The following is a 25421-nucleotide window of genomic DNA, read 5'->3' on the forward strand; positions in this document are numbered from 1 at the left end:
TAACATAAATAATTCTTATAATATGGTGCAGCTCATGCAGCGCCATAAGCAAAAATTAATTATGGACAAAGTGAATGATCGGGAAAAAATAGATCGGCAGGAGAGATTCGATGCTGAAAGTGAGACTGAAGTAGAAGAAAGGTATCAATATAATCAAAAAAGAAAAAAATTAGGTAATGAACAAGGGAAAGTACTATTACTAACACAAATTAGACAGCGAAGAGAATTAGTTAGAAAAAGTGAAACAGAAAATTATAATGAATTTGACAATGTTTTAGATGATGAAATCGATCAAAAAATAGATAAAGTAGTAAATATTTTATCAAAAGCCGATCTTATTACAAAACATTTAGTAGGACAGCTTAGAAAGTTAATAACTGATGATAGTGATTTAGTGATTGTATTACGGGCATTAATTAAGCGTAATAATCTACATGAAAAAAATAGAAAAAAAATTATAGATGTATTAAGTTATGTAGAACAAACTACCAATAAAAAACGATTAAAATCAGGGATTAATGTTGCACTTAAAGCACGTATATTTAGCTCTAAAATAGATGTTAAACCTTATTTATTGCGTGAAAGTTATAGACAATTTATTGAAACAGATTTGTCTGAGATAAAAATTTATGCTAGCTGGATTTCAACTTATGGAACACAAAATCGAAAAATAATTTTACAGTTCATTGAAAATGCAACTATTACTGATATTAATTCCAATGATCCCAGTTGTAGTCGAATAGAATTTGGTAATCTATTGTCAAGATTAAATCAGATAAAGACAATAAAATCATGTGATGAATTTTTTGTTGAATCTTTAATTAACTACTATAAAAGTAAAGCAATTCTCTTTCACGAGTTGAATATAGCATTATTTTTTATTGGCGCACTTGAGGAACCTAATGCAACAGGGGATTTTCTAGATTTATTATTAAAAGTAGATAGTAGCAATGAAGATAAAGGAAAAATAACTCAATTAATATATAATTTAGTGAAAAAATTACCACTATATATTTTTATTAATGAAAATGATAAAGAAATAATAAAAGATCAGTTGATAGATAAATTAAATACTTTTTTTCATATAAGATAGTATAAATCACTATAATAATTGAGTAAATATGAATAATTTTCTAAATGAAATAAAAAGACATTCAGAACTGTTTGTATTAGTTTTAGTTTTCATCATCATTTCAATGTTGGTAATTCCTTTACCTACCTATTTAGTTGATTTTTTAATCGCATTAAATATTATTTTATCTGCACTAGTATTTTTATCTTCCTTTTATGTAAATAGAATACTAAATTTTTCATCATTTCCTGCTATTTTATTGATAACAACATTATTTAGATTATCGTTAACCGTCAGTACAAGCCGATTAATATTAAGTGAAGCTGATGCAGGGGAGATTGTCGCTGTATTTGGACAATTTGTTATTGCTGATAATTTAGTTGTCGGGTTTGTCATTTTTGCCATAGTGACTATTGTACAGTTTATGGTTATTACTAAGGGTTCAGAACGTGTTGCCGAAGTTGCTGCTCGATTTTCTCTTGATGGTATGCCAGGCAAACAAATGAGTATTGATGCTGATTTACGCTCTAGTATTATTGATGCGGAAGAAGCTAAACGTCGCCGTAGTGTGGTCGAACGGGAAAGTCAGCTTTATGGATCCTTTGATGGTGCAATGAAATTTATCAAAGGTGATGCAATTGCTAGTATTATTATTATCTTCATAAATTTTATCGGTGGTATTAGTGTTGGTATTAGTCAGCATCATATGGATTTTTCGCATGCTTTGGCTACATATACGATTTTGACGGTAGGTGATGGATTAGTTGCACAGATACCTGCTTTATTAATAGCGATTGCGGCAGGTTTTGTGGTTACCAGAGTTAATGGTGATAATGAAAACTTAGGCAGAACGATAATTAACCAATTATTGACTAATCCTTTAATTTTGATTATTTCAGCAATTATTGCACTGAGTATTGGTAGTTTACCTGGTTTTCCTTTTATTGTTTTTTTATTGATTTCGGCAATATTGGCTAGTATCTATTATCTTCAATTTAAAAAAAATAAACCAAAGAAAGAAGATACAACATTAATTACAAAGAATGAAATAACGGATTTGGAAATAGATAATCAAGGAGTAATCAATAAAAAAACAAATGAAACGATCCCTTTAATTTTGGTTGTTAATAAAAGCGTAATTGAAAAATTAAAGAAAGAAAATATTTCTGCCAAATTAAAGAATAATTTTTATTTAGAATATGGAATAAATTTACCTGATATAATAATAAGCGATTCTGATAATTTAGAAGAAAATACTATGTTGTTATTGATTAATGAAATAAAAGCAGATCAATTCTATGTTAGATGTGATGGATATCGTCTTATTAATAAAACAGATGAAATTGAACATCTTGGGATCGAAAAGATGACTATTAATAATGATTTTTGGATAAATGAAACGGATTATGAAAAAATAAAAGAAATAGGTTATTTATGTCGTCATTATATAGATGAAATTTATTTTAACATAGCCAATATACTCACTCGTTATGTACACGAATATTTTGGTATACAAGAAGCTAAGCAAGAAATTGATAATTTAGAAGAAAGATATCCAGATCTTATTAAAGAAGTCGTAAGACATGCAACTATTCAAAGAATAGCTGAGATATTACAACGGCTAATTAATGAAAAAATATCAATAAAAAATATGAAGTTAATTATGGAAACTATTGCACAATGGGCACCAAAGGAGAAAGATGTTATCTTACTTGTGGAACATATCCGTAGTGCATTGGGAAGATATATTTGTCATAAATTTTCGCGAGGAAATAATTTAAACGTTATTTTATTATCAAATGAAAATGAAGAGGTTATTCGAGGTAATATTAGGAATACCTCGGCTGGTGCATTTTTGAATTTAGAACCTAAAGAGTCTGAATATTTATTAGATAAAATCTCAATAGCATTAAATAGTCTGCCTTTCTCTTATAATGATTTCGTAATTCTATGTTCAGTTGATATTAGAAGATTTTTAAAAAAATTTGTTGAAAATAAATTTAACAATGTAGATGTTATTTCTTTTGGTGAATTAACAGAAACGGTTTCCGTAAATGTATTAAGAACGATTTAAAGCTAAATGGAGAGAGTATGCATATTGATATTGCCTTATTAGTTCGTGATGCACTGGTACATAGTGGTTGTGATAAAAATTTAATTTCTGATTTTGATGGACATTCTACGATTACATTAGAATTTAGTAATTCCTTAGATATCAATATAAGCATTGATGATGATTATGTATGGTTGTGGAGCCCTCTGTGCGAAGAGGAAAGTAATGTGATTTATCAATTAAGCGAAAAAATATTAAAAAAATTAATGGAAGAATGTCAGTTTACCGTGACAAAACAGTTACAATTAATTTCTCGTAATAGATATATTAATTTGGCTGGCGTTGTATCACCAGCATATTTAGCCGATGGAGCAGGCTTTTCTGCGGCATTGGAGGAATTTTTTCACTTAATAAATAATTACTCAGAGATGCTGCATTAATGAATCAACTCACCTTAAGCCATAGAATATATAAGATTCAGTCTCTATTAGGAACAATGATTGAGGCCAATATTGCTGATTGTGAAATTGGTGAAATTTGCCATATTCATAAAAACTGGCGGGATACAAAAATTATTGCCAAGGCACAAGTGCTGGGTTTTCGCAAAGAGACTGTAATACTAGGGCTAATAGGTGAATCGATAGGGATCTCAAAAGAGAGTGTCATTATTCCATCAAAAGAACATTTTACCATAAAACTTTCACCAAATTTATTAGGTTGTGTCATTAATTCAATGGGACACATTGCTGAACGTTTTAAAGAAAACCGTGGCTTATTAACTAATGAAAAGCGTGGCATCAACCAAAGTCCACCAAATTATTTGCAAAGAAAACCAATACAACATCCCTTTGTAACGGGTATTAAAGCGATTGATGGGCTAATTACCTGTGGTATTGGTCAACGATTGGGTATTTTTGCTTCTGCTGGATGTGGAAAAACTTCACTGATACATATGATGATACAGCATGCCAGTGCAGATATTTTTGTTATCGCATTAATAGGTGAGCGGGGGCGTGAGCTGACTGAATTTGTTGATACATTGAAACAAACTGGTCATATCGATAAATGCGTTATTGTTTATGCAACTTCTGATTACTCTTCAATCGATCGGGTAAATGCTGCGCTGGTTGCCACAACAATTGCTGAATATTTTCGCGATGCTGGAAGTAACGTAGTACTTTTTTTAGATTCAATAACCCGTTATTCAAGGGCATTACGCGACGTAGCATTGGCTGCGGGAGAACCACCCGCTAGACGAGGATATCCAGCATCTGTATTTGAAGCATTACCAAAATTATTGGAACGGCCGGGGCTTACACAAAAAGGGGGAATAACAGCATTTTATACTATATTATTAGAAAATGATGACGAGCCAGATCCGATTGCAGAAGAGATCCGTTCTATTCTTGATGGACATATTTATCTAAATCGTAAGTTGGCAGAAAAGAGTCATTATCCTGCTATTAGTATTTTACAAAGTATAAGTCGTGTAGCTTCTCAAATATGTGATCAGAAACATTTGAGTCATGTCGCTCAAGTAAAAAAAATCTTAAGTAAAATTGAAGAATTGAAAATATTTATCGATTTAGGCGAATATAAAGAAGGTGAAAACCGTGAAAATGATGAAATGTTATATAAATATAACAAAATAAATAATTGGCTTATGCAATCTCCTGATGAAAAAAAATCTTTTGAATCAATAAAACAGGAGATGTATGAGATTTTATCGTAATGTAAAAAAAAGGCATGCGCTAATATGTCAAAAAATAAATCAGAACGATATTTTAATACAAAAATTAGATAACAAGATAATGATAATAGAAGATGAAATAAATGAAATTAATAAAGAAATCTTATTTATAAATAGCTTATTGGCAGATATTAATAATGTGGGATTTTTATCAAAAGATGAGTTATTAGCAATAAAAAGAAAACAAGCTGTATTTAATCATAAATTAATCGATTTAAAACTGGAGAAAGCAAAAAAAGAAGCTGCCCATCAGGCTATTATTATAGAAAAAAAAGAAAAATTAAATATTAAAAAAATTTTACACATGAAAAGTGAAAAGTATATTTTTTTGTTAAAAAAAGAAATGATTAAAATTATTCAAAGGAAATATCTTATTGAAGAAAATGAAATAGAGGAAGTTCTTTATGCTAAAAGTAAGCTCAATAAAAATTCATAATATGCAATCAAAGCAAAATAGAACATGCTCATTAGATGATATTATTAAAGAGAATATAAAAAATAATAAATCATTATCTGAAATTGATTTAACAAAAACTAATGATTTTGATTTATCAAATGATAATGCTTTTTTTTATGATGGTAAATATAAAGATGAAATTGAAGAAGTTGATTATCCTAGAAATATTGATGAAATTAATTTCTTAATAAAAAATGAAGAAAAAGATAGTGTAATAGTAGATAATCAAAGTTATGATATGTCTTTAAAGTTATCTGAAGCTAATATAAAAAATATTATAACAAGTAATCACTCAATATTTAAAGATTTTGCAAATGGAGAGGAGATAAAGAATGATAAATTTAACAATCATAAAAATTATATTTCCACTGATAAAATATCCAGCCAAATACACTTTATAAAACATGAACATAGCCTTGTAAAAAAAGAAAATACTAGCAATAAATTAAGTATCAGTAATCCAGTTGATGCTAGTTATATAACGACTTTAGTTGACACTATTGATTTAGGATCTCGTGGACAGAACAAAAAATGTAGCATAAATAATTTATTTTACAATCAAGAAATGAATTTAACAGCCAGTTATGAAACAATACCAGTAAGTTATAAAAGTAGTAATGATTACGATTATCATACTCCATTTTTGTTGTCTAAAAAAAAGTTTAATAAAAATATAGAGTTACCCTTATTTGAAAATTCACTAAAAAATAAAAATATAAAAAATAGCTTTATTAATAGTAATGAAAATAGAGAGTTAAAATATTATTTTAAAAAATGGGGAAAAACACATTATGTGGATATAAGTATAAATAAGAATTTACAGCATTATCCATTATTTAGCTTTTGTCCTTCAGATTCATTAGTTGATAATAGAATTCATAACTATTTAAATAGTAATAATAGTTGTGAAAAAAATTTTTTCATTATAAAACAAGATAATAAAGATGAATATAATGAAAAAAGTGATAAGTATCGAATAGTTTCCGAGGATGAAGAATGATAAAAAATTATTTTCCTATAAAAAGCTACAAGGAAATTAATTTTAAACAATTGTTAATTTCTTGGCAAAAAAAAGGAATTAGTCAAAAGAAATTTCCATTACCAAATGGAGAATTTTTATTATCCTTTTTTACTAATAAAAATTGGAAAGGGATCATAGATTTAAGTCAATGGTTAGAATTAATAAAACCAGATTTAAACGGTTTATCTATGTATGCCTGGAAATTTGAAGAATTAGAAGCTCTTTTTTTAAATAGCCATACAATAAATAAACTTTTACCTTTTGAATTAGAATTTAATGCTATATATAGTAATGGAAAAGTTAGTTGTAATGATAGCGATTATAAAAATATTATAGCTATGCTTAGGACAGATTATGGTAATATATGGATCCATGATATTGATAATAACTTGAATCATGTAAGTAAATTAGAAAAATATAAATGTGATCATATTCCAGTGGAATTAATTTTCAGAATGGGTTTCAGTAATATAACTGCATCAACTTTAAATAAGATTAATGTGGGTGATATTTTATTTGTAAATCAGCAAACGTATGATGTGGTTATTCAGAACAAAGTTATTGGTCATTTTACTAACGATAATGGTGTTTATATGGTAAATACTAATTTTTATGATGAAAGTATTGATGATACAATCAGTGAGGATAATATTCTAATTGAGCCTGGCGATAAAATAAGATCTAAAGATGATATTCCTATTACCCTTGAATATATTTTACAAAAAAGAAAAATTCCTTTATTGGAATTAGAAAATATTTTTCAAGGTAAAGTATTACCATGTGACTTAGCAGCAGAAAATAATGTTAAAATTGTTGCTAATGGAGTTTTAATTGCAAAAGGAAATATAATATGGATTGAAGATAGATTAGGTGTAGAGATCACTCATTTGTTTCATAACGAAAAATAAACAATTACTAATATAGAGAGTAAAAATAGAAATTATGAATAATGATATTTCTCTGATTACCCTATTGGCGTTTTCTACTTTATTACCATTTATTATAGCGACGGGAACATGCTATATAAAATTTTCTATTGTTTTTATTATGGCAAGGAATGCTTTAGGACTACAGCAAATTCCTTCTAACATGGTGTTAAATGGTATAGCATTAATGTTGTCATTTTTTGTCTTACTACCAATAGTAAAAACCAGTTATCAAGAATTTAATAAGGTGAATATAGATTATAAAGATATTGATTCTATTATTAATTCAGTAAATTCTGGCCTAAGTGGATATAAAAATTATTTAATAAAATATTCAGATAAAGATTTAGTCTCATTTTTTGATAAATTACATCAAAAATCGGATGATGGAAATGATAATCAATATGAAAATGGTAATGATAGTTCTATTGTTTCATTACTTCCAGCATATGCTTTAAGTGAAATAAAAAACGCCTTTACTATCGGATTTTATTTATATTTGCCTTTTGTTGTTATCGATTTACTTATTTCAAGTATTTTATTATCGCTTGGAATGATGATGATGAGTCCGGTAACAATATCTGTTCCCATAAAGTTAATTTTATTTATATGTTTAGATGGATGGAGCTTGTTGTCAAAAGGATTAATAACTCAGTATATTGAACTAGCAGCAGGATAATGTATAAAAATTATGAGTAATATTATTTTTGCAAGTAATAAAGCATTATATTTAATATTAATATTTTCATTATTACCCGTCATAGTTGCAACAATAATTGGGTTGTTAGTTGGACTTTTTCAGACGGTAACTCAACTACAAGAGCAAACTTTGCCTTTTGGATTAAAGTTAATTGGTGTAATGGGGTGTTTATATTTACTATCAGGTTGGTATAGCGAAGTTCTTTTAAGTTATGCGCATGAAGTTATTAAATTAGCTCTATCGTGATGTAATATTATGCATATAGATACCAATTTTTATTTTAATATTTATAATTTTTTATCTCATTTAGTGATCATAGCATCGCGTATTTTTCCAATATTTTCTATTATTCCATTTTTATCTAACAATATTCTATCTCCCACAATAAAATTTCCTCTTTCATTATTTATTGCTATGGGGGTATGGCCATATGATGCATATGAGTTACCTCAATTAGAATCGATGGGTTATTTAGTTATCTTGTTAAAAGAAGTTATTATTGGATTAATGATTGCTCTTTTTATTTCTTTACCTTTTTGTGTTTTACAAATAACCGGAAATATTATTGATAATCAAAGAGGAGCGACATTAAGTAGTAGTATTGATCCTATTAATGGTGTAGATACATCCGAACTGGCTAATTTTTTTAATTTATTTGCGGTGACACTATTTTTAGCTAATGATGGAGTGATAACAACTTTAGAAATTTATCATCATAGTTATCGTTTGTGGCTACCTTTTTCAATGAAATTTCCATCAATTTCAAATATCTTAACTTTTATTTCTTATGCAATTTCAAAAGCAGTAATGTTAGCGAGTCCATTAATTATTATTTTTCTGGTCACTGAAATTATGCTTGGACTGCTTGGTCGATATGCTCCACAATTAAATCCCTTTTCTATTGCTTTAACTGTTAAAAGTCTAATTTGTTTTACTATATTGATGATTTATTTTTCTTCATCGTTTAGTGAAACGGTATTAATCATGCAGGAAATATCTTTTAAACTAATGCAAAACAGTATCTAATGGAAAGCTATGTCAGCAAACAAAACAGAGAAACCAACACCTAAGAAATTAAAAGATGCAGCGCAAAAAGGAAAAAGTTTTAAAAGCAAAGACTTGGTTATTAGTTGCCTTATTTTTTTAGGTTGTTTATATTTGACGAATTATATTAATTTTACAACTATAATAGAAATTTGGGCAAATACATTAAAAAATAATCATAGTATCACACCACTAAATTATACTTTTGTTCTTTTTTTTACGGCGTTAAAGATTTTTTTACCTTTTCTTTTTTTATGTATATTAATTATTATGCTCACAACAATGGCACAGACAGGATTTAAAATTGCAACTAAAGTATTAAAATTTGATTTTAATAATTTAAATCCTATTAATGGGGTTAAAAAGATATTTAGTATTAGAACTATAAAAGATTTCATTAAAACATTTTTATTTATTATAATATTTTTTATTGTTACATATATTTATTGGAATAATAATAAAAAAATTATTTTTTCTCAAATTTATTTAAATATTGAAAGTGTTTTCATAGTTTGGAAAGAGTTAGTTAGTAATTTTATTATTATTTTATTATTATCATCTTTCATTATTTTAATTTTAGATGCAGTTGCAGAATATTTTATTCACATTAAAGATTTAAAGATGGATAAAAATGAAGTTAAGCGTGAATATAAAGAACAGGAAGGAAATCCTGAAATAAAATCAAAAAGAAAAGAATTGCATGTTGAGATTTTATCCGAACAAGTAAAAAGTGATATTGAGAGTTCCAAATTTATGATCGCTAATCCAACACATATTATTATTGGTATCTATTTAAATCCACAAATAGTTGCAATACCAATGGTTTCGGTATTGGAAACCAATCAACGAGCACTGGCTGCACGTGCTTATGCTGAAAAAGAGGGCGTACCGGTGATAGAGAATATTGTATTAGCACGTCGAATATATAATACACACCAACTTTATTCTTTTATTAATTTAGAGGAAATTGGTGAAGTAATTAAAATTCTAAGTTGGTTGCAAAAAGTTGAAAATGAGTGGGATAACTAAATCACATAAAGAATTACTTTTTGTATGAGCGTTATTTATGTGAACATGATTTATTTATCTGTTTTAATTATGAAAATGAATGCTAATAGCAATTCAGGAGATTTACTATGCCCTGTAATAATGAAAATATATCTCTTACTCAGAATGAACAAGATAGTTTTGGGCTTGAGGAAACTATTCTGACAGTTATGAATACGGGTGCAACACTAAAAGATATCTATGAAATAGATGAAAATGTTATAGAGAATATTTACGCGCATGCTTATGAATTTTATCAACAAGGTAGGCTAGATGAAGCCGAAAAGTTTTTTAAATTTCTATGTATGTACGATTTAAAAAATGCGGATTATTTCATTGGGTTAGGCGTTGTCTATCAGCTTAAAAAGGATTATGCCAAAGCTTGTGATATTTATGCTTTATCTTATGTAATGGCAAAAGATAATCATTGTCCTGTTTTTTATTCAGGCCAATGCCATTTACAAATGGGTGATATTGCTAAAGCCCTTTATTGTTTTGATTTGGTTTGTAATGAAAGTACGGATGCTAAGTTAGTAAAAAAAGCTGAAGTTTATCGAAAAGTTATTAAAGAAACGAGATTATCAGAATCAGAAGTGAAAACGGAAAGTTCAACTTCATAATAACATATATATAATTAGGAGTTATTATATGGGAGAGATAGACACATTAAATATAAGGAAAAATTTTTCTAATAATTTTAATAATGAAAATGTCAGTGATGATCATTTTAATGAAATTGCTAGCGTTATTAAAAATAAAATAACTATTTCTCCCAAAGAAAGAACTCAATTAAATAATAAAGCTAAGTTAGAGCTAATTCTAAAATCAGATCCTAATAATGAGGTTTCTAACAGCTTAATCGATATGCCACAAATTAGAAAGCCAAATTCTTCACTGTCAGGAAAAGGTAACTTATTATTTATCTTGGCTGAAATGCAAAAAATTACTATTGATCTTCAAGGGGAAAATTTAAAACTAAGAATTGAAATGTTTAACATTAAATTAAAAGCTAAGACTGAAAATGCTAATCAATTATCAAGTGAAATTGACCAGCTGAATCATGAATATCAACAACAATTAGTGTGTTTAAATAACATGATGATAAAACTACAAGAACTAAAATCTTGTAAACAAACACTTGAGGATGAAGTTAGCGCTAAAAAAAATGAACTGGATAGCAAGCAGCTAGATTATAAAAATATAACAGAAAATATAACAGAAAATATAACAGAAAATCTTACTGATAATAGTTTCTTATTAGAAAAAAAATTAGAAGAAGAAATAAATGGGCTTGCTAATTTTGTTAACCAAAAAGAAAATGAATTAATTGAATTAAATAACTTATTTGAGATGAAATCAAATGAGTGTGAAGCTGCTATTAATAATGTAGCGCAATGTGCTGATTTACTTGATGATGCACTAAATAAATTGCGTGAATTTAAAGCAAATGAAATAGAAAGCGATAAACCTATTGAACAGCATATTGAAGAAGCTCTGTCAAACACAGCTAAGTTGTTAGAAATTTTAACAACATTAATTATTACTATTGGTAATAGTACTGTTGATAAATTAAAGGATGATCTTGAGATCAATCGTAAACGAGCGACGGCGAATCAAAATGAACTGAAACGCAAAGCGGAAGAATATGAACAACAGGTACAAAAAGCTGAAGAAACGCAAAAAATAGCCAAATGTGTCGGACAAATTTTGGGTGGTTTGGTTATGGCTATTGGTGCAGCGGCTGCGTTATTTGGCGGCGCTGGTATTGCTTTAATGGCGGTTGGTGTAGCGTTATTAGCAGCAGATTTTATTGCCGAAAAAGCGACAGGTCGATCATTAACCGATAGGATCATGAGTCCGTTAATGGAGCATGTTTTTATGCCATTAATGGAGATGATAGGTAAAGTTGTCGATGCGATATTGGAATATACGCCACTTGGTAATTTATTAAAAGAGATCGATAAGGCCGCTGGCACTGATTTATCATCAATGGTCAAAGCCATTGCAACTGCGGCGATCGCGGTTGCGGCAATTATTGCTTTAGCTTATGTGGCAAAATCGGCGGCAAAATTTCTTTTTGAAAAAATGTCACAAACTTTTATCAACTCCATTATGCAAGTCGCTAAACAAGCTATTACTCAGGTAATAAAGAAAATTATTCCCAATGCAGTAAGAAATATGAGTAATCAAACATCAGTGGCGATAAAAAAAATAATTAATGAATTTACAAAAAAATTAGAACAAGTTGCCAGTAAGATTTCAGCGATGATGGAAAAAGCAACTCAACACGTTAATGAGTCAGTATTTAAAAATATGAAGTTAAGTACGCCAGAAGAAATTTATCGTTTGATGAGAATTACTGGCAATCGATTAGCTATGGCTAATCAAGCGATCATGTTTAGCAATACAGCAACACAAGGAGGATTGAGAATTAATGTTGCCAATGCTGAGTTACAGAAAGCCAATATCAATGCTGATATGTTGTTTGATCGCTATGAAATTGACCGTTTAATGGATGATTCACAGCATTTATTTACAACTTATAAACATCAGCAAGAGGGCATCATGAAATTATTTTCTGATATAACAGAGATAATTACTGCTCAAAATGATACTAGTAAATATATCAGTAAGTCTTTGCGTGCTTAAATTAAAGAGGAAAATATGACAGCAATAAGTAATTCTGATAATAAAGCTATCTCATACCCAACTAATCCTAATATTGATGATGTAGAGAGTATTTCTAATACGGAAAAACCTTCTTTAGCTGGATCTGCGCCAACAGCAGCTAATATAAAAAATATAATAAATAATATAAATATAACAGACGATGAATTAGTAAAACCTGTATTACGAAAACCTGTCAAGATTGGTGGAAAAGATTTAGCTAGTGATGTAAAAGACGCTGTTGAAAGCTTACTCGCTAAGGTTGAAAATCGCTCAGAATTATTTAACTTTTTGCAATCAGTTAAAGATAAAGAAGGGCTTATCAACATTGATGATAACATAAATGATAGCAATCATTTTGAGATCACCCGATTGGCTAATGGCTATACCGGTAACCTGGATAAATTAATTCAGGCAATGTTGATGGCGGCTTTAACTCAGTTAGAAACGCGTCGTCATTTAGCCAATATGGAGGTAAAGATCGCCTATGATTCAATTAAATCAAGTGCTAATAATATGGTTGAAGCGGCGCAGGAAGGGAAAAAACAAGCAATGATAACAGCAGGGGTTTCCATTACCATGGCTGGTCTTGGTACTTTTGGGTCAATTAAAAGTTTATCTAAACAAAATTCGTCATTGAAACTTCATGATACTCAAGCCGTTAAATTAAATGCAGATGCAATAGAGCAGCGAAATGCGGCCTACAATGCATCTCGTGCCGGTACAGATAATGACACGGCAGCAGTTTTTATGGCTCAATCACAGGAATCTCAAACCCAAGCACAGATGTTTCAGTTAACTGGACGAGAAACGCAAAATCAGGCGCAAAAAGGTTTAGTGGCGGCAAATGCGCTAAATCAAAATTCAGCCGTGGTAGGCCAGATGGCCGGACAGCAGAATGCAACAGTGCAGGCAGAAAAATCAGCGCAATCGCAGGTTGATTTGGCAAAAGAACGTGCCTTTAGTGACATAGCGCAAATCTCTAAAAAAGCCCAAGATGAATTTCAAGCATTATTAAAACAAATATTAATGTCGCTCTCGGAAGAATGTCAACGTAGAGCGCAAACTTGTCGATCTATTATTGGATAATATGTTTCTGACATTTGAGATAAAAAGTAATCTGCTAGACTAATACGACTGAAATTTAAGGCGAATATTAAGCGCCCTGATTAGAATTTTTAGTCAAGCTCCTTACAGGTATGAAAATGGAAATTAATAATCCCGTTTTAAATAAGGCATCATTTTTTTATAAAAATGATGATAATGGTGATAATACAAATAGTCATTATTCCCAAGCAAGTCATAGCAAAACGGTTATTGCTAATCAGGATGTTGAATTAAATCAACTAGAATATTTGCGTAACCGTAATGAAGATTTAGTTAGGAAAAATAAAAAGTTAATTCAGGCAATGGAAACTCCGGCAGGGAGTGAAAAAGCAAATCAGCAGGCAGAAAAGATAAATAATAATGAACGTTTGTTGTCATTTGCAGACGCCCTGCGTGGTGGCCAACAAATAGAAAGTCAGGAAATAGCATCGTATTTGGATATCCTTGATTATGAGGGAAAAAACAGAGAAGTGACTGCTAGAAAAATTAGAAAAATGCGTAGTGCAATAGATAAATATACAGAAGAAAATATACCTGGTGCCAAAAATTCATTATTTAATAATACTAATGCTTCTCAGATTAAATCAAGCCGAGAAATCGCTATAAGCTTATATGAAAGTATTACTAATATTAATAAAGATTATTTAAAAGTTTTTCAGGATAGCGCTAAATCTTATGCGGATGCGCTAAGAGAACTTAATGAAATACTTGCCTCATTTAAAGATGCTATTAAAACTGATAAAGATACGATTGAATTTAAGTTTGATGAAACAAAAAAGATAATTGATAAGCTTATAGCGCTAAAAGACAAATATAAAGATAGAAGGCTGGTACCCGCTGAAGGTTATCTAAAAAATCAAGGTGAGGCGGAGGCATGGTTTAGACAGCTTGGTTTGAATAACAAAAAATGCATCTTTGATGACGGAAAAAATATTTATCTTAAAATGGATATAAGCTTTATTGATGAAATAATCAACCAGTTTCCAAAGGTTAGCGATAAAAAAGGTGAAAAAAAATTTTTATCAGATGTTAAATATAATTCAGCACGGTGGGCGGCATGGCAATCTGGTTTCGACCAATTTAAAACAGAAGCACAAACCATTTCACAAACGGTGACGCAGAAATATTCAAATGCGAATGCTATTTACGATAATGTTATTAAAATATTGACCAATACAATTAGGGAATTACAAGAATCGAATAAATCATTTCTTACTATTTAATAATTGGAGAGGAGTTATGCCTAATCCATCTTGTATTAGTAAAGCTAGTTTAACCGCAAATTTTAGTCAGCCCATAGATCCAACTAATTATCCTGAAGATACATCAAATGTGTACGTAAGTAAGATCCTGAAAGTTAGTAATAGTAATAAAGATTCGATAGCGGGTATTGTGTATCCTAAACAACCTAATATAGTGGTTAACCATAGAATTGATAGTAATATTGATAAGAGTGATACTGTTTCATTAAGTGAACGTATATATGAAGCTAAGATTAAAATGCCAGATCAAAAAACAGCAATAGTGATGAGTTTTGATCGTCAATTAGATCGATTAGAAAAGAGCAGTCAGTTAATTTTAAATCGGTGCATGGAGATATTCAAAAAACATTCTTTTAACCAACTAAACAAAAAACAAAAAGAATATCTCTATATTTTTATTGCGTTAAATAATTTTATATTAACATCAAATTTAGTTAAGAATAATAAAAAGAAAATATATGAAGAATTTAATGATTTTTTTAAAAAAGTAGTAGATTATAAATGTGATATAAGCATATTAAATGGCACAACCACTAGCTACGTAAAAGATACGCTTAAATTCCAAAAAATGGCTAAATATTTATTAACTAGATATAGCGAAACTATAAATAAAAATGGATTATCATTTGCTGATTATATCAAAGAGCTTGCATTAACAGAATTATATGCTCATTTTAAGCAATATGGTATAGAGCATAGAATAATTGATAGTGAAATAGAAAATGGACAGCTTTTTTCAGCAGGATTTAATATTTTTTATGATAAAAGAATGCTAACTATCAATAATGAAGCAGATATTTTAATGCGCTTTAATAATATAGTTAATTGTGAATTTATTGCTTTTAATTCATTAAATTTTTCAAACAAATATGGTATAGAAGCAGCCGCTGCTAGTGATATTACACAAAATCACCATAATGATAATTTTTGTACCCAATCAATTGAAAATAATAAAGGTATTTTTCAACAACTATCAGATGAAGCGAGTGCTCCGCTTGAAACATTGGCAACTAATTTTCAAAATGTTAAATATATTATGGGATGGAAGCCAGAGTATCGATTAGAATTTCAACCGGAATATAATCCCAAAAATACTTAATTTGTCAATTGTTATTGTTGAATTATATAAATAATTAAAGTTATATTAGTAAAAATGTAGTTAAAATTTTATTTTATAAATAAAACAATTTATTTGCTTAATAATTATAATTTAAAAATATCAAATTTAATAAAATAGTGCTCTGTTTTATAATATAGTACTATATTATTTTTAATAAATTTTTTTACTATCTACGTTGAGATAATATAATACATAGATAATTTAGGTTTTAAAATGATAAATAATATTATTGCAAAAAGTTTCAATTTATCCATTGCAGAAATTTCAGCAGAAATGCATTTAATATATGATTGTATGGCTGATTCTTTAATGTTAATAGATTTATTTATTGAGCTAGAAAATTATTATCAGATAAATTTCACCCGTAAAGATATTGAAAATATAGAAACTGTTGGTGATATCTATAATTTTTTAGGTTTATCTGAATTAGTTTTAAATAAAAAAAATTAATTACATTAGTAAATATTACATGGTTTATTTTTTTATTTGCTAATTATCATTATAATTTGATGATTATCTGATTATGCTTTTTTTTGTAAAAAAATGTATTGTAGTCAAAAGTAATAATTAGATAAGTATTAACTGTATGGAGATGAATAAAGATAAACAACTTGTTTTTAGGATCCTAAATGGAAAACTAGCTGGGTGTGAATTTTTGCTTGATAATCTTCATACTGTTTTTATGGTCACAAATGATAACACTATTGAGACGATACATAAGGGAACCTCATATCCAAATAACCTTATTTATATTCCTTATATTGATCGTGAATATAGTTTTGAAATAATTATTGAAAATAATACATTAAATGCTAATGGTAATATTATTGTTAGGGAAATCAGTAATGAAAATGTAAATAATGAAAAAAGTATTATCTTGAATGAAATAAACCATGTTAACGACCTTTCATTTGCGATTCGTAACATAGGTGATAGCTTTAGTGAAGAGGTTTTACATTACCGTTACCCGATTATTGATATAACGGCAGAGAGATTTTCTCCAGTCAAGAAAAATTATTTAGCCATTACATTATTTTTTTTATTGATATCATTAGTGATAGGTATTTGCGCTTATTTTTATTTTACTAGTGAACAAAGAAAAATATCTAAGCTTTCTGTTTTATTGCGTAATGATTTAGAACATTATCGAATAAGTTATGGGCAGGATAACATTATATATCTGTTAGCAAACAAAGAACGTTATGTATATCATGCTATAAAGTTATTAAATAATAGCGATGATGCTAGTCAAGTGAAAGTATTGTCAAAAAAAAAGCAAATAAGAGCTCTTTCTAGCTGGTTAAGAAAAAATTTTCCGCTAGTTTATTTTCATGCTATTGAGCTGGATAAAGCTGAGCAGCCAGTCCTATCACTTAGTAAAGAAAGGGCAAGCTTAACAGATAAAGAAAAATCTTATCTGATCAAAAAATTAAAAAAAGATTTTTTATTTATAAAAAATGTAGTTTTTAAGTCGATCAGCGATAAGTATATTGAAAATATTTCAGAAAATGGAATTAAAAAACTAAAAATAAATTATAAAAAAATTGTCTCTAAAAATAGTATTACTTTTTTTATCTTAGATAATTTAAGTGATCAGGAAATACAGTCAATAAAACTATTTATTAATAATTTTTATCAAAATTGGGGAAAAAATTATATTTATTTTACTATTGAGTTAAATAGTGACTGGCTACAAGATAAATCTTTTAGGTATGGTAGTAAAAATTATATACGTACTTCTCCATTTCACTATTATTTTAATAAAAATTAACAGGAGGTTTATATGGCGGCAACAATTGGCAGTAGCAACGTTAATAAAGCTAATACTGGTCACAAACAAGAGAAATTTGATGCAACACAGTCTGTTGGTGGTTATCTGGTTAAAACAGCGGCAAGCTTTGATAATGGTGTGAAAGAAATGAATACCGCTCTTAATAACACCTTAGGTGAATTAACTAAGGATCCATCAAATCCGATGCTGTTAGCTAAATATCAATCTCTACTTTCTGAATATACTCTGTATCGTAATCTCCAATCTAACGTAATAAAAGCGCTTAAAGATGTTGATAACAATATTATTTCCAATTTCCGTTAAAATTAATGGAAAAATATTTTTTTATTAAGAGTGATTTATGATAACAAAAATTATTAATTCTTTTGTTAGTAATCATATTACTGATATTGTTAAGTTACATCCTGGTTTGGACGGCTTAGATAATTATTTAATAGCGCATTTTGCTAGGCTATCTCATACAACCAAAATGGAATACGAACAAATATTGAATATAGCAAATAACCCAGCAAATTATTCGGATCCAAAGTGTTTAAGTTATCTTCAACAAAGGACGGCAGATTATAATTTACGCCTTTCTCTGTTACAAACGCTCTCTCGCAAAGGAGTAACCGCGGTTGAAACATTATTAAAAACCTAGTATGAAAAAATTTTATCTCAACTTAATTTTGTTATTGCTGTTATTAACCGGTTGTAATCAACAGGAATTACTTAAAAATTTGGATCAAAATCAAGCTAATGAAGTGATAGCTTTATTACAACAAAATAATATTGATGCTTATAAAAGAGAGCGCAAAATCGGGTTATATTATTTATATTGAAAAAGAAGATTTTATTCCGGCGGTAGATTTGATTAATCGTTACGGTTTACCACGTAAACCCAGATTAGAAATTGCGCAAATGTTTCCGTCTGATAGCTTAGTATCATCACCGTTAGCTGAAAAAGCACGCCTCTATTCAGGTATTGAACAGAGGTTGGCACAATCTTTACATTCTATTGAAGGCATCGTAACGGCTCATGTGCATATTAGCTATGAGTTAAATAGTCTTGAAAATAAAAAAGAGCACAAATATCATGTCTCGGCATTAATTAAATATAATGATACGATCAAGGATGTAAACCTATTAATTAACGATATAAAAAGATTTTTAAAAAATAGTGTAAATGGCGTAAGTTATGATGATATTTCTGTAGTTACCACAGAAATGGAACAGATAAATCGATTAAAATCAATATCCAATCATCAGGGTACAACCTCTAGTTTTATATGGTTATTTTTTGCTAATATTTTTATTATCTTAATTATCTGTTTTCTATTTTTCTTGATAAATAAAAATAGAAAGGTACCAGCATTACTTACTATGAATAATAATTCTATGACAAATTTCATTAAAGAAAAACTTATTCTAAAAGATAGAAGTAATAAATAAATGGTTATGATGTCTAGTGATACAATTAATTTTTTCTTATATGATCCGATATCTTGGATGCATAGCGATCATTTTTCTCTTCCTGCAATTTTTAATAATAAAGCTTGTCGGTCGATTTTTAATAGTGTAGTAATAAATTTTTATTCCCTGCCGATTGATAGCACTTTTAATTGCAACCATATCGAAAGATATATTATAAAAAATTGGAATGTAATATTGGAAGTTTCCTTTATGTTAGCTTGTTTACGCTATCGTTCACTATTATTTCGCAGTGGAAAAATAGTAAAATTAGATGAAAGTATAAGAAATTTTTGTGAGTTAAATATTATTGATGATTTCGTGTTTGTCGCAAAAAACAATTTTTCTGATATTGATTTATGGTTATTGGCCAGAAAAGAAATATATATATATCAAGATTATTTGTCAGATACAGTAATGAAAAGATTGGCGATATTATTTCCTCGAATAGACAATGATGATTATAACTTCGCTAAAATAAATCCGCAATTTAATTTATTAAAATTGGCTGTTCAATATGCAAAAAGATATCAATAGTCTCAATATAATAGATAATGTCTTATTAAAAAAAGAGATATTGACTGAACATAATAAAGCATTTTCAATTACTGAAAAGTCTAAAAATTATGCCGAGGCTATAGTCAAAAATGCAGTTAAAGAGTCGGATAGAGTAAGCAAAGAAGCATTTTTAATTGGCTACAAAGCTGGGTTAAAGAGTATAATTGACAATATTATCTGTTATTTTAAAAATTCTGATGATATTTATCATGCAATTCAGCAAAAAGTACTAAATCAAATTAATCAATGTTTAAATAAGATTATTGATGATGAAAAATTAGTTGCTTATTTTATCAATAGCTGTTTAGCTAGTTTTTCTAATAATTTAGAGAAAGATGAACTTATTATTATTCAGCCAGAATTATATAAAAAGTTAGACTATAAAATTGTTAATTGTATTGAGTTCAAACAAGAAAATATTATTTTTGATTATCATGCTGAAAACTATTTTCTTATTAAATATAAAGATAATATGATTAGACTTGAACATAACTTGATATTAGAACATATAAATTTATCTATACAAGAAAAATATTTTTATAAAGAAATGATCGAAAATATTGATCAACTTATCGATAATCTTTCACTTTTAGGAAAAAACCATGAAAATTCCGATGATGAATAATATTATGTCATCTATTATAGAATCTCCTATTACCGAAACAACTAAATCATTAGATGATAGATTAAAAGAAAATGGAAAAGCTACAAATTATCATGATTCCTGCACGGTAAATAAAAAAACTGGCGTAGATCCCCTTTTCTATAGTCAACTACGTGAACTATATGAAAAAGCTGAAGAAAGCGAAAAGGAAGGATTATAAATGGTAGGTAAAACAATTTTTATTTATCTTATCATATTTTTTTCTTGCATTATCAGTGGTTGCCATACTTTTCCTGATCAGAATATTTCACCAATTAGCGGTTTAAATAACAATCTAGAATGTGCAAAGGTAAAAGGTAATTTCAATAAATTTACACCGATTGTTTTGTATAAGGGAATGGTCGATTGTATAAAAATTAATCAATATAAAAATGGTATGTTTCTTTATTTATTAGCCGGAAGTTATACCTATTACGATGCCAATCGTATAAATACTTTTTATGCCAGAAAAGTTCATCATGATTTATTGACTGAAAATTTAGCTTTTTTAACAAAAGCTGAATATAACTCCTTTTGGATTATTTTAAATAAATTTATGCAGCAAGATAAGCAGAAAAGGATGATCTGTAGCAAAATTGAGCAAGTTGGAGCACCTGATTATCAACCCATTTATATGTTGAGAAATAAAGTTAGTACCATCTCACGGTATGAGATTGATTATGTTTTATTTAAAAAAAGTTTAAATAATTACATGAATTGTTAATATAAATAGTTGACAGCTCTTTTTTATAAAAAATAACTTGTTTATCATAAGTTAGCCTTTTATTTTATTTAAATATTATATTTTAGTATTTATTAATTTTCTCATCATGATTATGATTAATATTTAAGTTAATATAACTTCATGCTAAATGTCTCATTTGATGGTGAATATTATGGATTGTATAAATTATAATATTGGACAAATGATAAGAAAAAAAAGACAAAAATTGCAAATTTCAGCCGCAGATCTGTCAGCCTTATTAGGTATTAGCCAACAGCATCTTTCTCGCTATGAAAGAGGTGAAGTTAGGATTAATGTTGAATGGTTGATTAAAGTTTCAAGGGTACTAGATATCGCTATAGAAAGTTATTTTGTTAATTCAAGAATTAATTTTTGGGAGGATTATTATAGTATGGGAAATTGTTTAATGGTAACTAAAAATAAACGTTAGTATATGTTCAGTTTATTTTGAACGGTCTATTAAAATTAAAAATTAAGATAATATTGCTATAATTTATAAATAGAATCTTCTTCGTCTCTACAAAAAAATAAACTATATCTTTATTTTTCTTTTTAATAACCAATACAGTGTTATTATCCCCATTTTTTGATAGAAAATGGGGGTTTTTATTGGTTTTAGCTAAATTTACACCAGTATAATTATATTATATTTGGCTTAATTGTATTGAATAAATTATTCCTATTTGCTAGATAACTATTTGATAATATAAGGAAATATATGTTTTCTGACGGTTATTCTTCTATTGCTAATTATTATTTTATAAAAGTAATTTTATTTTTAAAAATAATTTGTTGTTTAATCGAGATATTTTATGGAAATAACTTCTAGTCGTATTACAAATATAAATCCTGGCAAATTAGACACGGACAATGAGAGTAATAATAAGCTAAAGAAAGACAAATTAGCAAAACATATATTAGATGAAAAACCGACGACGGTGATATCGTCAGATAGTGCGCTTGAAATCACTGATCATTTTGAAATGATGAATGCAAGGAGTGCTCAGCGCGCAGAAAATATACGCAATACACAAGTAAAGAAAACAATTTCAAGCGAAATTCTTGTTGATATTCTAAATTTAATTAATGCTGCTGACAATAATATCAAACATCTAAATAACATAACTGGGTTGGATTATTATGTTACAGTCAAAGATAAAATTGATACCAAAAAATTACAACTAGAAAATTGTCGACAGCAATTAACGGTATTAAAAACAGATGAACAGAAATATAAAATAATACAAAATGAAATATTTGGAATTGAAAATGATATTGAAGTTTGTCGTAAAGTATTGTTGATAGCAGAAAAATCCACTCGTGTTCATCAACTAAGTACACTAGGCTTTTCAATAAACACAATTCCTATTTTTCGGTTTATTCAAGCGTTAAGCAATACAATTGCAAAAAATTTTCATTATTCCTTTTCCGCCGATAGTAATAAAGCATTTATTTATGGATTAGATAATATTATTAGTTTAATCGATCAAACTGATAAATGTGTTTCTGATCACTATTTAAATATGATAGAAGCATTATATGAAAATAAATTAAAAAGTATAGTAAAAACACCGATACATTTTAATAAAGAAAATCTGATTCAGCATATAATTATACTTAATGTAGACGGTTGGAAAAATAAAACTGTGGCAGAAAAAGCAGAAGTATATGAAATGATTAATGCAGCAAATAAAATAATAACAAGACTTAATAGAGGTAAAGCTAAAATTAATCCAGAAATAGAAACATTAAATATTTATGCAATATCTGTTTTAGCCTCTATTTATGAAACTGATGCACACGTGTTTGGTAAATTAACATTAGATGATATTACATCAACTGAGTATGTTTATAGTTATAAAGATCAAAATGGTAGAACACAAGTTGATACAACCACTATTCATGAATATATGTTACGACATATAAAAGAAATTGATTCTCCTTTATCAAAAAGAGATCATATTAAACTAAAATTTCCGGCTGAATTTCAACCTGGTTTAATTTATTATCTGGAAGAAGAGTGTGAAAATATTAAAGAACATTATTATTTTATTAAAAATTTTCAAAAGTTAGAACAAGAATTAAATGATATTAATAAATTAATACCAAGCTCAGCTGAATATTTAACTAATTTTTTATCTAATTTAGAAGCTAAATATCGGGTGCTACCTCTTTCTTTAACAGATGAAGTAGATTATAAAATAACTAAAGAAGGTTTAGGATCTTTAAGTAGTTTTGATCCAGTTAGCAAATACAAAAAAATTTACAATATATGATATTCTTATAGGTTTGGACAGAAAATATATATCACAAGAATTAGGTTATATTAATTATTCTTTAAATAGAAAATTTCCACATAAATATAATAAAAAAATAATCGAAGAAATAGATTCAGTTGATATTCAAAATGATTATATTAATAAGATAGAACAATTAAAAAATAATGGTAATTCGAAAAATAATTTTTATCACTATATTGATACGTTACTTACTGTTTATAACAATAAAAATAAACCCTATTATCTTATCGAAAATTGCCCATCATTGTTAGTTTATGCACAGCATGAAATAATGGATCGCACTGGGAATGACCAAATTAATTATCAAAACCTCCATCCTGAGCATACTCCAATTAGTGTGATCTCGATTATTACCGGTCAACGTCTGCAATTTAGTTCATTACGTGATATGAAAAATAAAATAAAAGATAATAAAGAAATAAGTGCCTGGTTTAATTATCACTTTCCGCTAGCTCATAAAATGGCTGCTGCTGAATTAAGACTAATAAAGAAGGGTAAAGATTATTCTTATTTATATGAAAATATATTAGAAAAGTATCTGGCCGATATAGATGTATTAGTTTTTTCTCATAGTGAAGATAAAATATTTATCATATTGGAATATATTAAATTATTTATAGCACCTGTTTTTTTTATGAGCCCTGTAGCTGGATTTTTATATGGTAGTTTAATTTCTGTTTTACCTTTACTTGGCCAGGCTGCTAATAGTGATACTGAAGAAGAGCGCAATAATTATCTAAAACAAGCCGCCTTTGCGATGGCTTTAGAAGTTGCGGGTAGAGTCACTCTTGTGGTTTTAAAAAAGATAATTTCTAAGGCAGCGACGCTCTATGCCAAGACTAAATTAGCTAAAGATGTATTTGTTGCACCAAATAATATTGTGGATGATTTGACCCATTATGGCATAAATCGAACTGTTACAGCTAGTTTAGCGCTAGGAACAACAAGGATGACGTTGCAACCACAGAATATTAATAAAACTATGAGTTATATAGGATTGGCGCCGAGAAATCGCATAAGGGAGGCTATTCGCTCAAATATGTTGGCTGGGATAAAGTATGAATCAGCTGAACTTTACATTGCTGATATATTAAAACAAGCAAATATCATTACTGAACTACAAGAACGCTCATTAATAGAAAATTTAAAGAAGGCAAAACATTATACTGATTTTTTGCCTAATAGTGATTTATTTAATGATGTGCAAAAAATAACAACCATAGATGATCTTTTGCAAATTAAACAAGGACAACTTGTTGTTTTTACCAAAACAGTGACTAATACAGACAGGCCAGTACATGCGATGGTTAGTGTTGGTAATGGCCGTTTTGCCGGTATAAAAAATAGCCTATTAGATGCCAGTTTAGGTGATGGCAAGAAAATTATTACGGCAGAACAACTAGGTCAATTTGAAGGTGGTATTTTAAAACATTCTGGTTCATTGGAAGTCGGTGGATTAAATGTCTGGGCCGGTTATCCCAAAGGCGCAAAATACAGCTATGGTCAACCAATAGAGCAGGTTGCTAAAAAATTAGCCTCAGAGCCGATGGCAGATTCAGCAAAATGTATTGCTGAACTATTAGAGCAATCAGGTGAGTTATCTTCCGAGCAAGCATTGGTATTCTATAGTGTGGCGAAATCACTATATTCTTCCACTAATCATCAAAGAGCGTTACAACAATTGTTGACTCAGCAAAAATAAATTAAT

Annotated in this window: 29 protein-coding genes; all 29 read left to right on the forward strand. The window is 28.4% G+C overall.

The window, feature by feature from the left end:
* Positions 1 to 34: 34 nt before the first annotated feature.
* The 29 genes from sctW (at position 35) to ArsFIN_RS04245 (ending at position 25415) form a co-directional block, all read left to right on the forward strand.
* Positions 35 to 1093 carry a type III secretion system gatekeeper subunit SctW gene (sctW, locus tag ArsFIN_RS04105; protein ID WP_162143412.1) on the forward strand — a complete coding sequence of 353 codons (1059 nt, stop codon included), beginning with the start codon at positions 35 to 37 and terminating at the stop codon, positions 1091 to 1093.
* A gap of 28 nt (positions 1094 to 1121) precedes the next feature.
* A complete protein-coding gene (locus tag ArsFIN_RS04110; protein WP_026822356.1) occupies positions 1122 to 3146 on the forward strand; it encodes an EscV/YscV/HrcV family type III secretion system export apparatus protein in 2025 nt (674 codons plus the stop codon).
* A gap of 17 nt (positions 3147 to 3163) precedes the next feature.
* A complete protein-coding gene (locus ArsFIN_RS04115; protein WP_026822355.1) occupies positions 3164 to 3565 on the forward strand; it encodes an InvB/SpaK family type III secretion system chaperone in 402 nt (133 codons plus the stop codon).
* Positions 3565 to 4857 (forward strand): type III secretion system ATPase SctN, encoded by a 1293-nt coding sequence (gene sctN, locus ArsFIN_RS04120; protein WP_026822354.1) that lies wholly within the window; start codon positions 3565 to 3567, stop codon positions 4855 to 4857. The genes ArsFIN_RS04115 and sctN overlap by 1 nt, the downstream gene beginning before the upstream one ends.
* Complete coding sequence (locus ArsFIN_RS04125) at positions 4841 to 5311, forward strand: hypothetical protein (protein ID WP_026822353.1); 471 nt, start codon at positions 4841 to 4843, stop codon at positions 5309 to 5311. Before sctN ends, ArsFIN_RS04125 begins: the two co-directional genes overlap by 17 nt.
* The gene (locus tag ArsFIN_RS04130) at positions 5280 to 6332 is read left to right on the forward strand and encodes a SpaN/EivJ family type III secretion system needle length determinant (protein WP_026822352.1); all 1053 of its coding nucleotides are present in this window, start codon (positions 5280 to 5282) and stop codon (positions 6330 to 6332) included. Before ArsFIN_RS04125 ends, ArsFIN_RS04130 begins: the two co-directional genes overlap by 32 nt.
* Complete coding sequence (locus ArsFIN_RS04135) at positions 6329 to 7261, forward strand: FliM/FliN family flagellar motor switch protein (protein ID WP_026822351.1); 933 nt, start codon at positions 6329 to 6331, stop codon at positions 7259 to 7261. Before ArsFIN_RS04130 ends, ArsFIN_RS04135 begins: the two co-directional genes overlap by 4 nt.
* Before the next feature lie 34 nt (positions 7262 to 7295).
* A complete protein-coding gene (locus tag ArsFIN_RS04140) occupies positions 7296 to 7958 on the forward strand; it encodes an EscR/YscR/HrcR family type III secretion system export apparatus protein (RefSeq protein WP_026822350.1) in 663 nt (220 codons plus the stop codon).
* Positions 7959 to 7970: 12 nt separating this feature from the next.
* Positions 7971 to 8225 carry an EscS/YscS/HrcS family type III secretion system export apparatus protein gene (locus tag ArsFIN_RS04145; protein ID WP_026822349.1) on the forward strand — a complete coding sequence of 85 codons (255 nt, stop codon included), beginning with the start codon at positions 7971 to 7973 and terminating at the stop codon, positions 8223 to 8225.
* 9 nt (positions 8226 to 8234) lie between these two features.
* Positions 8235 to 9005 (forward strand): type III secretion system export apparatus subunit SctT, encoded by a 771-nt coding sequence (gene sctT, locus ArsFIN_RS04150; RefSeq protein WP_034249406.1) that lies wholly within the window; start codon positions 8235 to 8237, stop codon positions 9003 to 9005.
* A gap of 9 nt (positions 9006 to 9014) precedes the next feature.
* Positions 9015 to 10052 carry an EscU/YscU/HrcU family type III secretion system export apparatus switch protein gene (locus ArsFIN_RS04155; RefSeq protein WP_026822348.1) on the forward strand — a complete coding sequence of 346 codons (1038 nt, stop codon included), beginning with the start codon at positions 9015 to 9017 and terminating at the stop codon, positions 10050 to 10052.
* A 107-nt stretch (positions 10053 to 10159) separates the two neighbouring features.
* Positions 10160 to 10690 carry a SycD/LcrH family type III secretion system chaperone gene (locus tag ArsFIN_RS04160; RefSeq protein WP_034249404.1) on the forward strand — a complete coding sequence of 177 codons (531 nt, stop codon included), beginning with the start codon at positions 10160 to 10162 and terminating at the stop codon, positions 10688 to 10690.
* A gap of 28 nt (positions 10691 to 10718) precedes the next feature.
* Complete coding sequence (gene sctE / locus ArsFIN_RS04165) at positions 10719 to 12719, forward strand: type III secretion system translocon subunit SctE (RefSeq protein WP_026822347.1); 2001 nt, start codon at positions 10719 to 10721, stop codon at positions 12717 to 12719.
* 15 nt (positions 12720 to 12734) lie between these two features.
* Positions 12735 to 13826: a hypothetical protein gene (locus ArsFIN_RS04170; protein WP_026822346.1), complete on the forward strand. Its 1092-nt coding sequence runs from the start codon at positions 12735 to 12737 to the stop codon at positions 13824 to 13826.
* 116 nt (positions 13827 to 13942) lie between these two features.
* A complete protein-coding gene (locus tag ArsFIN_RS04175; RefSeq protein WP_026822345.1) occupies positions 13943 to 15067 on the forward strand; it encodes an IpaD/SipD/SspD family type III secretion system needle tip protein in 1125 nt (374 codons plus the stop codon).
* Positions 15068 to 15083: 16 nt separating this feature from the next.
* On the forward strand, positions 15084 to 16205 hold the full coding sequence (locus ArsFIN_RS04180; RefSeq protein WP_026822344.1) for a hypothetical protein: 1122 nt from the start codon (positions 15084 to 15086) through the stop codon (positions 16203 to 16205).
* Positions 16206 to 16439: 234 nt separating this feature from the next.
* Positions 16440 to 16676, forward strand: coding sequence for an acyl carrier protein (locus ArsFIN_RS04185; RefSeq protein ID WP_034249403.1), 237 nt, complete (start codon positions 16440 to 16442; stop codon positions 16674 to 16676).
* A gap of 142 nt (positions 16677 to 16818) precedes the next feature.
* Complete coding sequence (locus ArsFIN_RS04190) at positions 16819 to 17997, forward strand: PrgH/EprH family type III secretion apparatus protein (protein WP_026822343.1); 1179 nt, start codon at positions 16819 to 16821, stop codon at positions 17995 to 17997.
* Positions 17998 to 18009: 12 nt separating this feature from the next.
* Complete coding sequence (gene sctF, locus ArsFIN_RS04195; protein WP_081700630.1) at positions 18010 to 18321, forward strand: type III secretion system needle filament subunit SctF; 312 nt, start codon at positions 18010 to 18012, stop codon at positions 18319 to 18321.
* Positions 18322 to 18358: 37 nt separating this feature from the next.
* On the forward strand, positions 18359 to 18658 hold the full coding sequence (gene sctI / locus ArsFIN_RS04200) for a type III secretion system inner rod subunit SctI (RefSeq protein ID WP_051296970.1): 300 nt from the start codon (positions 18359 to 18361) through the stop codon (positions 18656 to 18658).
* 1 nt (position 18659) lies between these two features.
* Positions 18660 to 18839 (forward strand): lipoprotein, encoded by a 180-nt coding sequence (locus ArsFIN_RS28725; protein WP_135677483.1) that lies wholly within the window; start codon positions 18660 to 18662, stop codon positions 18837 to 18839.
* Positions 18793 to 19449, forward strand: a complete 657-nt coding sequence (locus ArsFIN_RS04210; RefSeq protein WP_135677484.1) for an EscJ/YscJ/HrcJ family type III secretion inner membrane ring protein — start codon at positions 18793 to 18795, stop codon at positions 19447 to 19449. The genes ArsFIN_RS28725 and ArsFIN_RS04210 overlap by 47 nt, the downstream gene beginning before the upstream one ends.
* A gap of 9 nt (positions 19450 to 19458) precedes the next feature.
* Positions 19459 to 20004 (forward strand): hypothetical protein, encoded by a 546-nt coding sequence (locus tag ArsFIN_RS04215; RefSeq protein WP_162143411.1) that lies wholly within the window; start codon positions 19459 to 19461, stop codon positions 20002 to 20004.
* Positions 19985 to 20650, forward strand: a complete 666-nt coding sequence (locus tag ArsFIN_RS04220) for a hypothetical protein (RefSeq protein ID WP_026822340.1) — start codon at positions 19985 to 19987, stop codon at positions 20648 to 20650. Before ArsFIN_RS04215 ends, ArsFIN_RS04220 begins: the two co-directional genes overlap by 20 nt.
* Entirely contained in the window at positions 20628 to 20849 is a 222-nt protein-coding gene (locus ArsFIN_RS04225; protein ID WP_026822339.1) for a hypothetical protein, read from the forward strand. The genes ArsFIN_RS04220 and ArsFIN_RS04225 overlap by 23 nt, the downstream gene beginning before the upstream one ends.
* Positions 20850 to 21392 (forward strand): hypothetical protein, encoded by a 543-nt coding sequence (locus ArsFIN_RS04230; protein WP_026822338.1) that lies wholly within the window; start codon positions 20850 to 20852, stop codon positions 21390 to 21392.
* 172 nt (positions 21393 to 21564) lie between these two features.
* On the forward strand, positions 21565 to 21843 hold the full coding sequence (locus ArsFIN_RS04235; RefSeq protein ID WP_051296968.1) for a helix-turn-helix domain-containing protein: 279 nt from the start codon (positions 21565 to 21567) through the stop codon (positions 21841 to 21843).
* Between the two features lie 382 nt (positions 21844 to 22225).
* A complete protein-coding gene (locus tag ArsFIN_RS04240; RefSeq protein ID WP_135677485.1) occupies positions 22226 to 23689 on the forward strand; it encodes a hypothetical protein in 1464 nt (487 codons plus the stop codon).
* Positions 23649 to 25415 (forward strand): hypothetical protein, encoded by a 1767-nt coding sequence (locus ArsFIN_RS04245; RefSeq protein ID WP_135677486.1) that lies wholly within the window; start codon positions 23649 to 23651, stop codon positions 25413 to 25415. Before ArsFIN_RS04240 ends, ArsFIN_RS04245 begins: the two co-directional genes overlap by 41 nt.
* Positions 25416 to 25421: the final 6 nt, after the last annotated feature.

It is taken from the genome of Arsenophonus nasoniae (assembly GCF_004768525.1).
Classification (GTDB): Bacteria; Pseudomonadota; Gammaproteobacteria; order Enterobacterales; family Enterobacteriaceae; genus Arsenophonus; species Arsenophonus nasoniae.

Excerpts from the sequence above, each read along its gene's own strand:
- sctW (WP_162143412.1), top strand. The coding sequence starts at position 35 with ATGCAGCGCCATAAGCAAAAATTAATTATGGACAAAGTGAATGATCGG.
- ArsFIN_RS04110 (WP_026822356.1), top strand. The coding sequence starts at position 1,122 with ATGAATAATTTTCTAAATGAAATAAAAAGACATTCAGAACTGTTTGTA.
- ArsFIN_RS04115 (WP_026822355.1), top strand. The coding sequence starts at position 3,164 with ATGCATATTGATATTGCCTTATTAGTTCGTGATGCACTGGTACATAGT.
- sctN (WP_026822354.1), top strand. The coding sequence starts at position 3,565 with ATGAATCAACTCACCTTAAGCCATAGAATATATAAGATTCAGTCTCTA.
- ArsFIN_RS04125 (WP_026822353.1), top strand. The coding sequence starts at position 4,841 with ATGAGATTTTATCGTAATGTAAAAAAAAGGCATGCGCTAATATGTCAA.
- ArsFIN_RS04130 (WP_026822352.1), top strand. The coding sequence starts at position 5,280 with ATGCTAAAAGTAAGCTCAATAAAAATTCATAATATGCAATCAAAGCAA.
- ArsFIN_RS04135 (WP_026822351.1), top strand. The coding sequence starts at position 6,329 with ATGATAAAAAATTATTTTCCTATAAAAAGCTACAAGGAAATTAATTTT.
- ArsFIN_RS04140 (WP_026822350.1), top strand. The coding sequence starts at position 7,296 with ATGAATAATGATATTTCTCTGATTACCCTATTGGCGTTTTCTACTTTA.
- ArsFIN_RS04145 (WP_026822349.1), top strand. The coding sequence starts at position 7,971 with ATGAGTAATATTATTTTTGCAAGTAATAAAGCATTATATTTAATATTA.
- sctT (WP_034249406.1), top strand. The coding sequence starts at position 8,235 with ATGCATATAGATACCAATTTTTATTTTAATATTTATAATTTTTTATCT.
- ArsFIN_RS04155 (WP_026822348.1), top strand. The coding sequence starts at position 9,015 with ATGTCAGCAAACAAAACAGAGAAACCAACACCTAAGAAATTAAAAGAT.
- ArsFIN_RS04160 (WP_034249404.1), top strand. The coding sequence starts at position 10,160 with ATGCCCTGTAATAATGAAAATATATCTCTTACTCAGAATGAACAAGAT.
- sctE (WP_026822347.1), top strand. The coding sequence starts at position 10,719 with ATGGGAGAGATAGACACATTAAATATAAGGAAAAATTTTTCTAATAAT.
- ArsFIN_RS04170 (WP_026822346.1), top strand. The coding sequence starts at position 12,735 with ATGACAGCAATAAGTAATTCTGATAATAAAGCTATCTCATACCCAACT.
- ArsFIN_RS04175 (WP_026822345.1), top strand. The coding sequence starts at position 13,943 with ATGGAAATTAATAATCCCGTTTTAAATAAGGCATCATTTTTTTATAAA.
- ArsFIN_RS04180 (WP_026822344.1), top strand. The coding sequence starts at position 15,084 with ATGCCTAATCCATCTTGTATTAGTAAAGCTAGTTTAACCGCAAATTTT.
- ArsFIN_RS04185 (WP_034249403.1), top strand. The coding sequence starts at position 16,440 with ATGATAAATAATATTATTGCAAAAAGTTTCAATTTATCCATTGCAGAA.
- ArsFIN_RS04190 (WP_026822343.1), top strand. The coding sequence starts at position 16,819 with ATGAATAAAGATAAACAACTTGTTTTTAGGATCCTAAATGGAAAACTA.
- sctF (WP_081700630.1), top strand. The coding sequence starts at position 18,010 with ATGGCGGCAACAATTGGCAGTAGCAACGTTAATAAAGCTAATACTGGT.
- sctI (WP_051296970.1), top strand. The coding sequence starts at position 18,359 with ATGATAACAAAAATTATTAATTCTTTTGTTAGTAATCATATTACTGAT.
- ArsFIN_RS28725 (WP_135677483.1), top strand. The coding sequence starts at position 18,660 with ATGAAAAAATTTTATCTCAACTTAATTTTGTTATTGCTGTTATTAACC.
- ArsFIN_RS04210 (WP_135677484.1), top strand. The coding sequence starts at position 18,793 with ATGCTTATAAAAGAGAGCGCAAAATCGGGTTATATTATTTATATTGAA.
- ArsFIN_RS04215 (WP_162143411.1), top strand. The coding sequence starts at position 19,459 with ATGTCTAGTGATACAATTAATTTTTTCTTATATGATCCGATATCTTGG.
- ArsFIN_RS04220 (WP_026822340.1), top strand. The coding sequence starts at position 19,985 with ATGCAAAAAGATATCAATAGTCTCAATATAATAGATAATGTCTTATTA.
- ArsFIN_RS04225 (WP_026822339.1), top strand. The coding sequence starts at position 20,628 with ATGAAAATTCCGATGATGAATAATATTATGTCATCTATTATAGAATCT.
- ArsFIN_RS04230 (WP_026822338.1), top strand. The coding sequence starts at position 20,850 with ATGGTAGGTAAAACAATTTTTATTTATCTTATCATATTTTTTTCTTGC.
- ArsFIN_RS04235 (WP_051296968.1), top strand. The coding sequence starts at position 21,565 with ATGGATTGTATAAATTATAATATTGGACAAATGATAAGAAAAAAAAGA.
- ArsFIN_RS04240 (WP_135677485.1), top strand. The coding sequence starts at position 22,226 with ATGGAAATAACTTCTAGTCGTATTACAAATATAAATCCTGGCAAATTA.